The sequence below is a fragment of the Martinezella sp. CNPSo 3957 genome (assembly GCF_057784395.1).
Genome location: NZ_JBXSOU010000003.1, coordinates 490,823 through 504,794 on the forward strand (window position 1 = coordinate 490,823; position 13,972 = coordinate 504,794).

Genomic DNA, 13,972 nt, shown 5'->3' on the forward strand with positions numbered 1-13,972 from the left:
CGCATGATCGATTTGCCATATCGATCACGACGGCGTGACGCCCCGCCCTTCCCGCGCTTTACCTCTTCGCTTCGCTTGAGGCAGCATAAATCGCGGCAAGCGCCTCGATGCCGGCCTGATCGTCACCATCGAAGCGGCCGGGAAGCGGGCTGTCGAGATCGATGACGCCGAAGACCTTTCCATTGCGAAGGAGCGGCACGACCAGTTCCGAGCGCGAAGCCGCATCACAGGCAATGTGACCGGGAAAGGCATGCACATCCTCGACGAGGATCGACTGCGCCCTTTCGACCGCCGTCCCGCAGACGCCGCGCCCGACGGCAATGCGGACGCAGGCTGGCTTTCCCTGGAACGGCCCCAGCACAAGCTCGTCTTTCCGCTGAAGGAAATAGAAGCCCGCCCAATTGAGGTCCGGCAGCATCTGGTAGATCAATGCAGAGGTATTGGCCGCGTTGGCAATCCAATCGTGCTCACCATCAAGCAAGGCCTTCAGCTGATCCGCAAGTGCTCGATAGAATTCGGGCTTGCTGTCGTGCTGGACCGCTTTTTCTGCAAACATCGGCTTGGTCTTTCGAAGTTTCCGTGCTGGAGAGACTATCAGTCCTTATCGTCGGGAGGGCAAGGCCAGCTGGACGGCGCCTTCAGCCAAGACGGCAATATGGTCGTATTGTCCCCGCAAGCCAGATTGATCTGTGCCTGCTGCAGACCGCTTGCGTTCGACAGATCGAGACCCTCGATGCGCGTCAGATACATGAAGGCGCCGCTGAAGGAGGTCGACCCGTCCATCACCGCACCGTTCAAGGTCGCGCGCGAGAGATTAGCGAAGGAGAAATTCGCCCCCGTCAGTACGGCCTTGTCGAAATCGGCGCGGCCGAGCTCCGCTTTCTGAAAATCAGCGTTCTTCAGCTGCGCGCTGGCAAATTCGGCCCGCTGCAATTCGGCATTGGCAAAGGACGCGCCGTTGGCGGTAGCGTTGCTGAAATCGGAGCGGTATGCCTCGATCTTGGCGAAGTTAGCGCCATCGGCCTTGGCATTCTTCAGCCAGGCACGCACGAGGGTAGCCTTTTCGAGATTGGCCGAGGTCAGGTTGGTGTCGCTGAGATCGGTGCTGTCGAAATGCGCGCCTGCCAGATTGGCGCCCTTCAGATCGCTGCTCTGCAGCATGATATTGGCCTTACTGCAGCCACTCCAATCCAGTCCCGGCCCGGCGACATTGCCGCAATCGGCGGCGCGCAGGGCATTGCTGCTGGAACCCAGAAGAAATGCGGCGCTCAACGCCAGCACCCCAAAGAAGGTTGCGATTCTCAATCTCTTCCCGACAGCATCGTTACGCTGGCGCCACCCCATGATCGTCTCCCCAACCAATCTGGCCACCCCGTCCACAAGATCCATTCCGTTACTCCGCTCCAGCACCTGCCAGCCGAACTCTCGCCCTGAGTCGGATGCACGTCCCTCTTCCTTGTACATGGTGCCTCGGGCGACAAAAAGAGCCGGTTTTGCAAAAGCATATCTAAGACGTGGTTTGAATGTGAGCCGATGGAGTGGGGAAACGGCCGACGGGCATTAGAAGAATTGTAGCAAAACTCCATACGGCCCGCGGCGGGGAGCGGGACGGCGTGATAGAAATGCCCCGACGATATTGGTGGAACCACTCCGGCCTTTGCGCAAGCCAGCCAGACAGTCTTCTTAAACGGGAGATTTTTCGGGAACAGGATCAGTATTTTAAGCTGGTCGGAGTGGAGTGATTCGAACACTCGACCCCCACGTCCCGAACGTGGTGCGCTACCAGACTGCGCTACACTCCGTGACCAGCGGCGCTTCTATAGACCAGCCATTTTTGATGCACAAGCACCAATCTCAAAAAACCTTTTGATTTTTGACGAAAAAATTACACCCACATCTGCCTAGAAAATCGGCAGGAAACAGCGGCCGAAAATGCCGGCGTGCAAAAGACGCAACAGATCAAGTAAAATCCCGTTTGTACACAATGATAGGAATTTTCTTTTGCCGGCTTTGGCGCTAAAGCCCTAAGCGGGACAGGTGGAAATGTCGTGGGACAGCGCGGCTTTCCGCGACCTTTGCGTGACAGAAGCTCAAGGACGACACGATGAATATCCGCATGATCACCGCGGCTGGACTGTTGCTGGCGCTGGCCGGTTGCAGCACCACGACGACAACAACGACAGCGGCCCTGCCGCTGCTTGCGAAGAACCCCGTTCAGGATCGCTGGCAGGGCCAGTCTGCAGGCCGCTTCTTCGCGGCTTACGGACCGCCGCTCTCCGACCGCGACGAAGGCGGCAACCGCGTCTACACCTGGCGTGGCGGCTACAAGAACGTCACCGTCGTCAACAAGGAAGGCAAGAAAGCCGGCAAGCGCTCCCTCAGCTGCAAGGCCGACATCGTCACCAACCAGAGCTACGAAATCCGCTCGGTCAAGATTCTCGGCGACCAGCCGGGTGTCAGCGGTTCGTCCTATTGCGCCGAGCTTCTGGCGCCGCCGGAAAAGACTGCAAAAGCTGACCAAGCGGACTGAGGCCAAAAGCTTCATCCCGAGACAATATCAACGGGCGGCCTGCGAGGGCTGCCTGTTTTTGTTTGCAAGTCACCCGCCTAGCACCGCCCTAAGACTAAAGAGAGTGCTGCAAACCATCTAACAAAGGTCAGCCGAGGCCGAACAACGATATCGCGGCATGTTGTCTCAATGCAAAGAGGAGAGGATATGGCTGGGGCGCCAGGATTCGAACCTGGGAATGCCGGTACCAAAAACCGGTGCCTTACCGCTTGGCGACGCCCCAACATGGGAAATGGCTGTCATCCCAGCCAAACCGGCGTCTGATTAGCAAAGGTCGCATCGCGCTACAATGACTAAGTGATGCACGGACGCATATTTCTGTGTGCTTTCCAGGCGTCTATGATAGGTCTTGCTGCACCGCATTCGAAATAAGGAGGCTTGATGAGCCAGTTTCGCGCCCGCCCGCCGGCCCTGCCCACGGTGCTTCTCGACGATGCCGTCTGCCGCATCACCCGCTGGGATTTCGAGCCGGGCGCCGATACCGGGCATCATGTCCATGGCCTCGGCTATGTCGTGGTGCCGATGACCGATTGCCAGTTTCTGCTGGAGGAGCCGGGCGGCAACAGGCGGGTCGATATTGCCAAGGGCGCCGCCTATCGGCGTGAGGCAGGCGCCGAGCACAATGTCGTCAATGCCGGCACCGAGCCAATGTCATTCATCGAAATCGAATACAAGTAATCATGAGCACACCAGACTTCGACCTCGCCTTCGAACCCGCCTATGGCCGGGCCGTTCCCATTGCGCCCGGCATCGAGCGGATGACGGTCAACAATCCCAGCGCCTTCACGTTCCACGGCACCAACAGCTACATCGTCGGCACCTCCTCCGTCGCCGTCATCGATCCCGGTCCGGAGAGTGATGAGCATTTCGCTGCCCTGATGGCGGCGCTGAAGGGGCGCGAGGTCACGCATATCTTCGTCAGCCACACCCATCGCGATCACTCGCCGCTGGCCAAGCGATTGAAGGAGGCAACGGGGGCACTGACCGTCGGCGAAGGGCCGCACCGTGCTGCGCGCCCGCTCCATCAGGGCGAGGTTAATCCTTTTGCCGAAAGCTCCGACATGGAGTTTCAGCCTGACATCGTGCTTGCCGATGGCCAAAGCGTCGCCGGAGACGGCTGGCAGCTGACGGCGCTGCTGGCGCCGGGCCATACGGCGAACCACGCCTGTTTCGCGCTCGATGGCACAGGCATCGTCTTCTCGGCCGATCATGTCATGGCCTGGGCGACCTCGATCGTCGCGCCGCCGGATGGTTCGATGGCGGATTATATGACCTCGCTGGAACGTCTTCTTGCCCGCGACGACCGGCTGTTTCTGCCCGGCCACGGCGGTCCGGTAAAGGAGCCGGCCTCCTTCATGCGCGGCCTCAGAACCCACCGCCGCATGCGCGAGCGCGCCGTGCTGGAGCGCATCAAGGCCGGCGACCGGCTGATCCCGGACATGGTGAAAGCCATCTATCGCGATACCGACCCGCGCCTGCATGGCGCAGCCGCCCTTTCGGTGCTGGCACATCTGGAAGACCTGGTCGAGAAGGGTCAGGTGGAAACCGATGGACCGCCGGCGCTCCTGGGCGCCTATCGTCCGGCTTGAATCATCTCAGCTTCCGGCGATGCCGAGCAGTTCCGCATCCAGTGCCTTTAAATAGTCATCGGCCAGATCGGCGCTGACGCCGAGATCATCCTGGCCATAGCGGGAGGCGACCCGAATATCGACGAGCGTCGTTTCCGCCTCCTCGCGAATGCGGATCAATATATCGCATGGCAGGCCGAAGATGCGGGTTCGTGTTTCACCCTGCAGGATCACGTCGGTATTCTGGCGGATGAGTTCCGCCACTCCATCACGGAAAGGACGCGGGGTCGGCACGGGAACGATGGCAGGCACATCGCCGGCTACACTGTCACCCTGCGCCGGATTGACAGTCTGCGGGCGTGTACGGCGTTTCGGCTTCACGTTGCCGTTCGGGTCCGCGACATCGGCGCCTTCAGCCTTGACGATGGTGATGTGGCGATCATGCGCGACCTTGCGCACCGCTTCCAACACGCGGTCGGACGCACCTTCATAACGCCGACTAATCAACGCGGGATAGGCTTCGAACTGCGCCTCGCGTTCCTGCTGCGTGACCAGATGGCGCGGCGGCAGCCACAGTTGCCGCGCATCCGGGGTCGCCAGCCAGTCCGGCGGATCGTTGAGGTCGGTCGAAATCTCATAGATATGCGGGCGCGTCCAGTAGCGCTCAACACCGAGGCCGAGAATTGCGAGCGGCAGAGCGGCATAGACAAGCGCCTTGACGGCGGAGACGCCGCCAATGGCAGCGCTCTGCCAGAGCTGCGCCAGGCCGACCAGCGCCAGCAGCACCGCCAGGATCGCGCAGCCGGCAGAAATCAGTAGCAGCAGGACGAAATAAGGCGTTTCCAGCGGCGCAAAACGGTGGCCGATCAGCGTCACGCCACAGAGCACCAATGCAAATGAAGCGATCAAACGCGCGGCACGGGCGGCATGTGAAACAGGACGGTCGAAACGAATGGTCATCAAAGGCTCTTCGGCGCGTCGGATCGGAAGCCGGATGCACCGAATCCCGGAAAGCGACTTATGTTTAGATCAAGAAATGCCGAAAATAAATCGAATGTCACGGCATCGTCGTCCAATGTTTTGTCGAAGCTCAAACCAGTAACGCCTAGACCAAAAACGTGAGCACTTGCTTAAATTCCTAAAAAAGGCCATTCTTTAGCGTTTTATCGAGGCTGTGAAAGGACTTGATGAGATGGAACCGATGCTTTCTCAAGACGTCGCGGCCCAGTCGCTGCCGGGAGTAACGATTACCGGAGCCGAAGCGAGCGACCCGTTTCTGCCGCTGGAACTGCTTGAACTGGAGCTTTCGCTCGAGGGTTTTTCCGGTGGCGAGCCCGGCTTCTGCGAAGCCGTGCGCAAGGCCGCTTCGGCCGTACAGGGCGATTTCCTGTTCGATCTGCCGGCTGAAGGGCTGATACCGGATTGCCGCAGATTGGCGGTGCTGCGAATTCCGGAAGGAGACGCGACGATGCGCACCCTCTTCGCCGCGCTGGACGAAGATGGCGCGGAAATCCGCCTCCTGCAACCCGACGGGGAGACCGAGCACCTGCTGCGCTTCGCCGATGCCTTCGTCGATCTCTTGCAGCGGATGCCGGCAAAGCCGAGGGAAGCAGCGTAAGCAACCCTGCCTGCGGCGGAATACGCCTTTCGCGCCACCACGCGCGGCGCTATAGTTTTTGCCTGTAAATCCGCATTCAGGATAACATGTCATGCGTATCGCAGCTTCCGTACTATCTCTCCTCGCCATCATGCTTGTGCTCTCCTCCTGCCAGACGGCTGAGCAAATTCGAGCAGCCGACGAGTCCAGATGCAGCGGTTATGGCTTCAAGCCAGGCAGCCAGAATTTTGCCAATTGCCTGATGAATCAGGATCTTAGCCGGCGCGCGGATCAGCGGGCTTTCATGGAAAGCAATGACGACTTCTTCTGGGGTCCGACCGTCGTCGTTGGCGGCCCGGGATATTACTATCATCGCGGCTACTGGCGCCACTGATCCACGAACATCCAGATTTGGAAAATCACGCCCGCCCTTTGATCGCCGCCTGGGCTGCGGCTAACCGCGCAATCGGCACGCGGAAGGGGGAACAGGAGACGTAGTCCAGCCCGATATCCTCGCAGAAATGGATCGAGGCGGGGTCGCCGCCATGCTCGCCGCAGATGCCGAGCTTCATGTCGTTGCGCGTGCGGCGGCCGCGCTCGGACGCGATACGGATGAGCTCGCCAACCCCATCGAAATCGAGGGATATGAAGGGGTCGTGCTCGATGATGCCCTTGCGCTGATAGGTCGGAATGAAGGCAGCGGCGTCATCGCGTGACATGCCGAATGTCGTCTGGGTCAGGTCGTTCGTGCCGAAGGAGAAAAACTCGGCAGCCTCAGCGATGATGTGGGCGCGCAAGGCTGCGCGCGGCAGCTCGATCATCGTGCCGACGAGATAGTCGATCTTCATCTTCGCTTCGGTCATCACGGCGCGCGCCACCTCGTCGATGCAGGCCTTGACGTAATCCAGCTCAGAGCGCAGACCGACCAGCGGCACCATGATTTCCGGGACGACCGCCGCGCCTGTTTCGCGCGCAGCCAGAACCGCTGCCTCGAAAATCGCGCGTGCCTGCATTTCGACGATCTCCGGATAGGAAATTGCCAGGCGGCAGCCGCGATGGCCGAGCATGGGATTGAACTCGTGCAGCGCATCGACCCGCTGGCGCAGCGCAGTAGGCTCCATGCTCATGATCCCGGCCACTTCGGCGATCTCCTCATCCGTCTTCGGCAGGAATTCGTGCAGCGGCGGATCGAGCAGGCGGATCGTTACCGGCAGGCCATGCATGATGGTGAACAGGCCGGTGAAATCGAGCCGCTGCATCGGCATGAGCTTGGCAAGGGCGGCACGGCGCCCCGCTTCGTCCTCCGCAAGGATCATCTCACGCATCACATGGATACGGTCGCCTTCGAAGAACATGTGCTCGGTGCGGCAAAGGCCGATGCCCTCGGCGCCGAAAGAGCGAGCAGCCCGCGCATCGGCAGGCGTGTCGGCGTTGGTGCGCACCGTCATGCGGCGCGAGCGGTCTGCCCAGGCCATGATGCGCCCGAAGTCGCCCGAAAGCTCTGGCTGAATCATGGGCACTTCGCCCTTCAGCACCTGGCCGGTAGATCCGTCTATCGTGACGATGTCGCCCTTCTTCAAGGTGACGCCGATGCCTATCAGCTTTTCATTGCGAATGTCGATGCGCATGGTTCCGGCGCCGACGACGCAGGGAATGCCCATGCCGCGGGCAACGACGGCCGCGTGGCTCGTCATGCCGCCGCGGGTGGTCAGGATCGCCTCGGCGGCATGCATGCCATGAATATCTTCAGGGCTCGTCTCGATCCGCACGAGGATCGCCTTGCGGCCTTCTTCTTCGGCAACGATCGCCTCTTCTGCGGTGAAGACGATTTCGCCCGTCGCCGCACCCGGCGATGCTGGGAGACCGGAGCCGATGACCTCGCGAGGGACGCGCGGGTCGATCGTCGGATGCAGAAGCTGATCCAGCGACGTCGGATCGATGCGGGAAACCGCCTCGTCTTCGGTAATCAGCCCCTCGTCGACCATGTCGACGGCGATCTTCATCGCCGCCTTGGTGGTTCGCTTGGCATTGCGGGTCTGCAGCATCCAGAGCTTGCCGCGCTCGATGGTGAACTCCAGATCCTGCACGTCGCGGTAATGCGCTTCCAGCTGCGCGCAGATGCTGCGGAACTCGACAAAGGCTTCCGGCATCAGCTTTTCCATCGAGGGCTTTTCATAGCCGGAGGCAATACGGGCGACTTCCGTAATGCTTTGCGGTGTACGGATGCCGGCAACGACATCTTCGCCCTGCGCATTGACGAGGAATTCGCCGTAAAGCTCCTTCTCCCCCGTCGATGGATTGCGCGTGAAGGCGACGCCTGTCGCGGACGAATTGCCGAGATTGCCGAACACCATCGCCTGAATGTTGACGGCGGTTCCCCATGCCTCGGGAATATTGTGCAATTGGCGATAGGTGACGGCGCGCGCATTCATCCAGCTGGCAAAAACGGCACCGACAGCGCCCCAGAGCTGAACCTCCGGCTCCTGCGGAAAGGCTTCGCCCAACTCTTCCTCGATGACGCTCTTGTAGATCGAGACGACATGCTGCCATTCGACGGCGGTGAGATCTGTATCGAACTCATGGCCGAACCGCGCCTTTTCATCCTCCAGAATCTCTTCGAAGACCTCGTTGTCGAGGCCCATGACGACATCGGCATACATCTGGATGAAGCGGCGGTAGCTGTCCCAGGCAAAACGAGCATCGCCGGCATCGTGGCCCAGGGCCTGCACCGTCGCGTCGTTGAGGCCGAGATTGAGGACGGTATCCATCATGCCCGGCATCGAAGCACGGCCGCCGGAACGCACGGAAACCAGCAGCGGCCGCGCGGTATCGCCGAACCTGCGTCCGGTAATGGCCTCCATCCGCTGCAAACCCCGCATGACCTGCGGCTTCAGCTCTTCGGGAATCTTGCGGCCGTTCTTGTAATAGAAGGTGCAGACGTCGCTTACGATCGTCAGGCCCGGCGGAACCGGCAGGCCGAGATTGCACATTTCCGCAAGATTTGCGCCCTTGCCGCCGAGTCGCTCAAAATCGCCGGCGCCCCCCTCGGCCTTGCCGTCGCCGAATGTATAGACCCAATTCGTCATTGTCTCCGTCCAACTCCTCCGGTTGAACTTAATTCACTGCAGTACAAATGAAAATCGACAAATACGGCAAAATGTTGCACTGCACAATAAATATGCCCTGAATGCTCCCGATTTCAATCGATTGATCGAAATTGAGAGCCTCCGGGTCCATCCAGAGCGACTTGATGGCTAAGCCTGCGGTTCGCGCCGGGCCAGAATCTTGTCGATGCGCATGCCGTCGAGATCGACGATCTCGAAATGCCAGTCGCCGAAGGAGAAGCTTTCACCCACCTCGGGCAGATGACCGAGTTGATAGAGGGCAAAGCCCGCGAGCGTATGGAAATTGACCTCCTCCTCGCTGAAGCGAAGCCCCAGCCGCGCAAAGGCGTCATAGACGGGCATCATGCCTTCCATCAGCAGCGATCCGTCGGCCCGCTCGACGACATCGGGCGTGTCGTTGTCCATATCGGGCAGGTCGCCGGCGATCGCTTCCAGCAGATCCGTCTGGGTGACGATGCCTTCGAGGCTGCCATATTCGTCGATCACCATGGCGAGGCGGACCGGCGCGCGCTTGAAGTTTTCCAGCACCTTGAAGACGGCCGTTGACTCATGAACGACCAGCGGCTGGCGGATGACGGCCATCGGGTTCAGCGGTTCGCCGTTCAGAAGCTGGTCGAGCAGATCCTTCTTCAGGATCATACCGATCGGCTCGTCGATCGAGCCGCGGCCCACAAGAAGCTGCTCGAAGCGGCTTTCGCGGATGGTCTTCTGCATTTCCTCCGGCGGATCTTCGGCATCGATCCATTCGACCTCCAGCCGCGGCGTCATGATGTCGGAGACGTCGCGATCGCCGATGTTGAAGACGCGCTCGACCAGATCCTGCTGTGCCTGTTCCAACAGGCCCGCCTCCTGGCTTTCAGCGATCAGGAGCTTGATCTCGGCGGGCGAATGCAGCGAGCCCTCGCCTGCGCCCGGGCGCAGGCCGAAGAGACGAAGAACGAGATTGCCAAGGCCGTTCAGGACGGTGATTGCCGGACGCAGCAAGAAGAGGAACAGGCCGAGCGGCCGCACGACACCAAGAGCCGTGCCTTCGCTGCGCTGCAATGCCAGGCTCTTCGGCGCGAGTTCACCAAGCACGATATGAAGCGCGGTGATGATGATGAAGGAAATGGCAACGGCGATCGCATGCGATCCGGCCGCAGCCCACGTTCCGGGGAGAAAATCGAGCAGGGGTTCGAGCAGATGAGCAAGAGCGGGTTCACCGACCCAGCCAAGCGCCAGCGACGAAATGGTGATGCCGAGCTGCGTGGCCGCCAGATTGGCATCGAGATTATCGACCGCCTTCTGCAGCGCCTTGGAATTCATCCGCCCTTCGGCGACGAGTTCCGTCACGCGACTGCGGCGAACGGACACCAGAGAGAACTCCGCCGCAACGAAAAAGCCGTTGGCAGCGACGAGCAGCAATACGGCAAGTATTCCGAGGATATCGAAAATACCGCCAGTCGAGTCAGACATACTTCCCTTCCGGGCGGATCAGCGCCCATGTTGTTGATCGAAATACGAAACTAGCATGCTTTCATGATGCGCGGCAGCCAACGCAGCAATTTCTTGTCGAAACGGGAACAGTTTTCTCAATCCAGACGTGGAACAGCGCTCAAGCGATTTCGCGCAGCCGTTCGGCGGTCTGCAGATCGACGGACACGAGCTGCGAGACGCCCTGCTCCGCCATGGTGACACCGAAGAGTCGGTTCATGCGCGCCATGGTGATCGGATTATGGGTGATAACCACGAAACGGGTCTCGGTGGAGGCCGCCATTTCGTCCATGAGGTTACAGTAGCGCTCGACATTGTGGTCATCGAGCGGCGCGTCCACTTCGTCCAAAACGCAGATCGGCGCGGGATTGGTGAGGAACACCGCAAAGATCAGCGCCATGGCCGTCAGCGCCTGCTCGCCGCCCGAAAGCAGCGTCATGGTCTGCGGCTTCTTGCCCGGCGGGCGGGCGAGAATTTCGAGGCCGGCCTCCAGCGGATCGTCCGACTCAATCAGCTGCAGCTCCGCGGTGCCGCCGCCGAAAAGATGGGTGAACAGGCGCTGGAACTGCGCATTGACGACGTCGAAGGCAGCGATCAGGCGTTCGCGGCCCTCGCGATTGAGGCTCTGAATCGCGCCGCGCAGCTTCCGGATGGCGTCGATGACGTCGTCACGCTCCTTGATCAGCGCCTGCAGCCGCTCTGTCAGTTCCTTGCTCTCCTCCTCGGCACGCAGGTTGACGGCACCGAGACGCTCGCGCTCGATCTTCAGCCGCTCTAGTTCGCGTTCGACTTCACGGAGATCAGGTACATTCTGCGATGGCGAAAGGCCGGTCAGGCGCATGGCCTCATGCGGCTCGACATTCAGGGACTGGCGGATGCGCAATTCGCTTTCCTGCCGGCGCTCGCGCGCCGAGACCAGCCGCTCCTCGACACGACCGCGCTTCTCACGGCTTTCCGCCAGTTCAGAGAGGGCCGTGGTCGCATGACGATCGGCCTCGCGCTGAACGACCTCCGCTTCGGCAAGACGATCGGCAGCATGGCGGCGAGCCTCCTCAGCCTTCTGAAGCTCATTCATCAAGGCGCGGCGCTTGTCATCGAATTCATCGGGTGCCAAATCGAGTTCGGCCGCTTCCTCGCGCGCTTCCTCCTCACGGTCGCGCAGCGTCTGAATGTGCTCCTCGGCGCTGGCAGCGCGCTGGCGCCAGGTATCGCGCTCCTGCCGGATCGCCAGAAGACGGCGCTGCCGCGCCTCGTTTTCGCGGTTCAGGCCTTCGTGTCGCGCCCGAGCTTCGGCCAGGACGCCGCGATCTGTTGCGACTTCAGCCTGCTGATCGCGCAGCTTCAGATCGATAGCGTCGAGATTCGGCGCATCTTCCAGTTCGATGCGGGCATTCTCATCCTGCACGGCCACATCTTCCAGCTGCTCCTGCAGCCGGCTGACGGCCTCGACAATCACATCGCGGCGGCGGATGAGATCGCCGGACGCACGCTCCGCTGCAGCGAGCGCTTCGCGCGCCTCGGCCAGATGCCGGGCGGCAAGGCGGCTGGCGTCGCGGGCGGTGGCCAAACGACCCTCTTCGGCCCGGATCGCATCGGCGGCTGCCGCAAGGCGCTCCTCGGCCTCGGCTAGCACATCACGCGCAAGCTCGGCTTCGGCCTCCAACTCGGAAAGACGATTCTTCTGGGCGAGCCGCAGGGCAGCCGCGCTCGGCGCATCCGCTCCGGTCACATGGCCATCCCAGCGGAACACGGCGCCGTCCTTGGTCACCAGCCGCTGCCCCGGCTTCAGCTCGGGCATCAGTCGCAGCGCATCTTCCACCGAAACAATGCCGATCTGCCGCAGGCGCCGCGTCAGTGCCGCCGGCGCGCCGACATGGGTGATCAAGGGGGCGGCACCTTCCGGCAGAGCCGGGTCGCCGGCACCACTGCCATTGTCGGACCAATAGACCGGCGCCTTGGAATCGAGCGAGGACTCCAGATCGTCCCCGAGCGCTGCGCCAAGTGCCGTCTCGAAACCACGGTCGACGCGCAACTCCTCGGCCACAGACGAAAAGGCGCCGGAGGTATCGCCCGCCGCCAGCATCTTGGAAATGGTGCGCGCTTCAGTTTCGAGCGCGTTCAGGCGCGCCCTCGCCTGCTCGACCGGACCGCGGGACAGCGCCTCGGTTTCGCGCGCCCTAGCGAGAACCGCTTCGACACGCTGGATTTCGCCCTCCACATCGGCGACGACATTCTCAGCCGCCTCGACCATGTCGCGCTTTTCGCTTGGGTCGGGCAGATCCGCCATCTTTTCGTCGATGGCGGCAAGCTCGTTGTTTGCTTCGCCGGCCTGCCGCTCGAGCCGCATCTTACGATCGGCGAGATCGCGGATGGCGCGCTCCAGCTGATTGCGGGCGGCGGCAGCTTCGGCGCGTTCTGCGGTCAGAACAGTAAAAACCCGCTCGCTGTCGGCGAGCTTGGCAGCGGCTTCCTCGAAGGCGATACGCGTCTCTTCCGCGAGCCGGCCAGAATCGGCGAGGATGTCAGCAAGATCAGCCTCTTCGGCGTCCAGCTTGGCAAGGATGGACGCGTTATCGGCGACCAGGCGCTGTTCGCGGCTGATGTCCTCCGCCAACTGTGCCAGCCGACGGATCAATTCATCCCGCCGGCGCAGGATACGGTTGACATCCTCCTCCAGCTGAGAGCGAGCGATCTGCAGACGCTGCAGGGCGGCGGCGGCCTTTGCCTCATCCTCGCGCAGTTCCGGCAGCTTGAAGCTGGCGATGCCCTGCGCCTTTGCCGCTTCCATCTGGATCTGCGCCTTTTCGGCGACCAGCACAGTCGCCTGGTTGAGCGCGCTATCGGCCTCGGCCTCGGCTTCCTTGGCCTGCACCCAGCGGATATGCAGCAACATGGCCTCGCGGGCCCGAATCTCGGCCGAGAGCGTCTTGAAACGGTTGGCCTGCCGCGCCTGGCGCTTCAGGCTTTCGATCTGGCTTTCGAGCTGCGATGTCACATCATCCAGCCGCTCGAGATTGCTTTCGGCAGCGCGCAGGCGCAGCTCGGCTTCATGCCGGCGCGAATGCAGGCCGGAAATGCCTGCTGCCTCTTCCAGAAGCTGGCGTCTCGCCTGGGGCTTTGCCTGGATCAGCTCGCCGATACGCCCCTGCCCGACCATGGAAGGTGAACGCGCGCCGGTGGAGGCATCGGCGAACAGCAGCTGCACATCCTTGGCGCGCGCTTCCTTGCCGTTGATACGATAGATCGAGCCCTGCTCGCGTTCGATGCGGCGCGTGACCTGAATTTCGTCGCTGTCGTTGAAGGCGGCAGGTGCGGTGCGGTCGCTATTGTCGAGGTAGAGGCCGACTTCGGCGGTGTTACGGGCCGGGCGGTTGCCGGATCCGGAGAAGATCACGTCGTCCATGCCGGAGGCGCGCATGTTCTTGTAGGAATTCTCGCCCATCACCCAGCGCAGTGCTTCGACAAGATTGGACTTGCCGCAGCCGTTCGGGCCGACGACGCCGGTCAGGCCACGCTCGATGACGAATTCCGCCGGTTCGACGAAGGATTTGAAGCCGACGAGTCTCAGCCTGTTGAATTTCATAGGCTGGTCTCCACCCTTCCCTTGAGAGGGCGGATCGGACTGGAGGCGAGAGGTGGA

The 13,972-nt window shown here is 61.5% G+C and carries 11 protein-coding genes and 2 tRNA genes; 5 read left to right on the forward strand and 8 right to left on the reverse strand.

The genetic code is table 11. The features are described from left to right. Positions 1-58 precede the first annotated feature (58 nt). The 3 genes from AC13QE_RS10840 to AC13QE_RS10850 form a co-directional block, all read right to left on the reverse strand. Entirely contained in the window at positions 59-556 is a 498-nt protein-coding gene (locus AC13QE_RS10840; RefSeq protein WP_488483643.1) for a GAF domain-containing protein, read from the reverse strand. A gap of 38 nt (positions 557-594) precedes the next feature. Then, on the reverse strand, positions 595-1,305 hold the full coding sequence (locus AC13QE_RS10845) for a pentapeptide repeat-containing protein (protein ID WP_488483742.1): 711 nt from the start codon (positions 1,303-1,305) through the stop codon (positions 595-597). Positions 1,306-1,725: 420 nt separating this feature from the next. Next, positions 1,726-1,802 (reverse strand) — tRNA-Pro (locus AC13QE_RS10850). Between the two features lie 302 nt (positions 1,803-2,104). Between AC13QE_RS10850 and AC13QE_RS10855 the strand changes: the two genes are divergently transcribed. Further along, complete coding sequence (locus AC13QE_RS10855; RefSeq protein WP_112412411.1) at positions 2,105-2,530, forward strand: hypothetical protein; 426 nt, start codon at positions 2,105-2,107, stop codon at positions 2,528-2,530. Positions 2,531-2,717: 187 nt separating this feature from the next. Here AC13QE_RS10855 and AC13QE_RS10860 read toward each other — a convergent pair. Further along, positions 2,718-2,792, reverse strand: a tRNA-Gln gene (locus AC13QE_RS10860). A gap of 158 nt (positions 2,793-2,950) precedes the next feature. Here AC13QE_RS10860 and AC13QE_RS10865 point away from each other — a divergent pair. Together AC13QE_RS10865 and AC13QE_RS10870 are read left to right on the forward strand one after the other, a co-directional pair. Continuing rightward, positions 2,951-3,247 carry a cupin domain-containing protein gene (locus tag AC13QE_RS10865; RefSeq protein WP_132716048.1) on the forward strand — a complete coding sequence of 99 codons (297 nt, stop codon included), beginning with the start codon at positions 2,951-2,953 and terminating at the stop codon, positions 3,245-3,247. 2 nt (positions 3,248-3,249) lie between these two features. Continuing rightward, positions 3,250-4,158 carry an MBL fold metallo-hydrolase gene (locus tag AC13QE_RS10870; protein ID WP_488483644.1) on the forward strand — a complete coding sequence of 303 codons (909 nt, stop codon included), beginning with the start codon at positions 3,250-3,252 and terminating at the stop codon, positions 4,156-4,158. A gap of 6 nt (positions 4,159-4,164) precedes the next feature. Here the strand turns inward: AC13QE_RS10870 and AC13QE_RS10875 are convergent, their stop codons facing one another. Continuing rightward, positions 4,165-5,097, reverse strand: coding sequence for a DUF1499 domain-containing protein (locus AC13QE_RS10875; RefSeq protein ID WP_488483645.1), 933 nt, complete (start codon positions 5,095-5,097; stop codon positions 4,165-4,167). Positions 5,098-5,338: 241 nt separating this feature from the next. Between AC13QE_RS10875 and AC13QE_RS10880 the strand changes: the two genes are divergently transcribed. Continuing rightward, positions 5,339-5,755, forward strand: coding sequence for a hypothetical protein (locus tag AC13QE_RS10880; protein WP_112606081.1), 417 nt, complete (start codon positions 5,339-5,341; stop codon positions 5,753-5,755). A 91-nt stretch (positions 5,756-5,846) separates the two neighbouring features. After that, positions 5,847-6,128 carry a hypothetical protein gene (locus AC13QE_RS10885; protein WP_488483646.1) on the forward strand — a complete coding sequence of 94 codons (282 nt, stop codon included), beginning with the start codon at positions 5,847-5,849 and terminating at the stop codon, positions 6,126-6,128. 25 nt (positions 6,129-6,153) lie between these two features. Here the strand turns inward: AC13QE_RS10885 and ppdK are convergent, their stop codons facing one another. From ppdK to AC13QE_RS10900, 3 genes are all read right to left on the reverse strand, one after another. After that, positions 6,154-8,820, reverse strand: coding sequence for a pyruvate, phosphate dikinase (gene ppdK / locus AC13QE_RS10890; RefSeq protein WP_488483647.1), 2,667 nt, complete (start codon positions 8,818-8,820; stop codon positions 6,154-6,156). A gap of 168 nt (positions 8,821-8,988) precedes the next feature. Further along, positions 8,989-10,314, reverse strand: coding sequence for a hemolysin family protein (locus AC13QE_RS10895; RefSeq protein ID WP_488483648.1), 1,326 nt, complete (start codon positions 10,312-10,314; stop codon positions 8,989-8,991). A 139-nt stretch (positions 10,315-10,453) separates the two neighbouring features. Then, entirely contained in the window at positions 10,454-13,915 is a 3,462-nt protein-coding gene (locus AC13QE_RS10900) for a chromosome segregation SMC family protein (RefSeq protein ID WP_488483649.1), read from the reverse strand. Between the last annotated feature and the right edge of the window lie 57 nt (positions 13,916-13,972).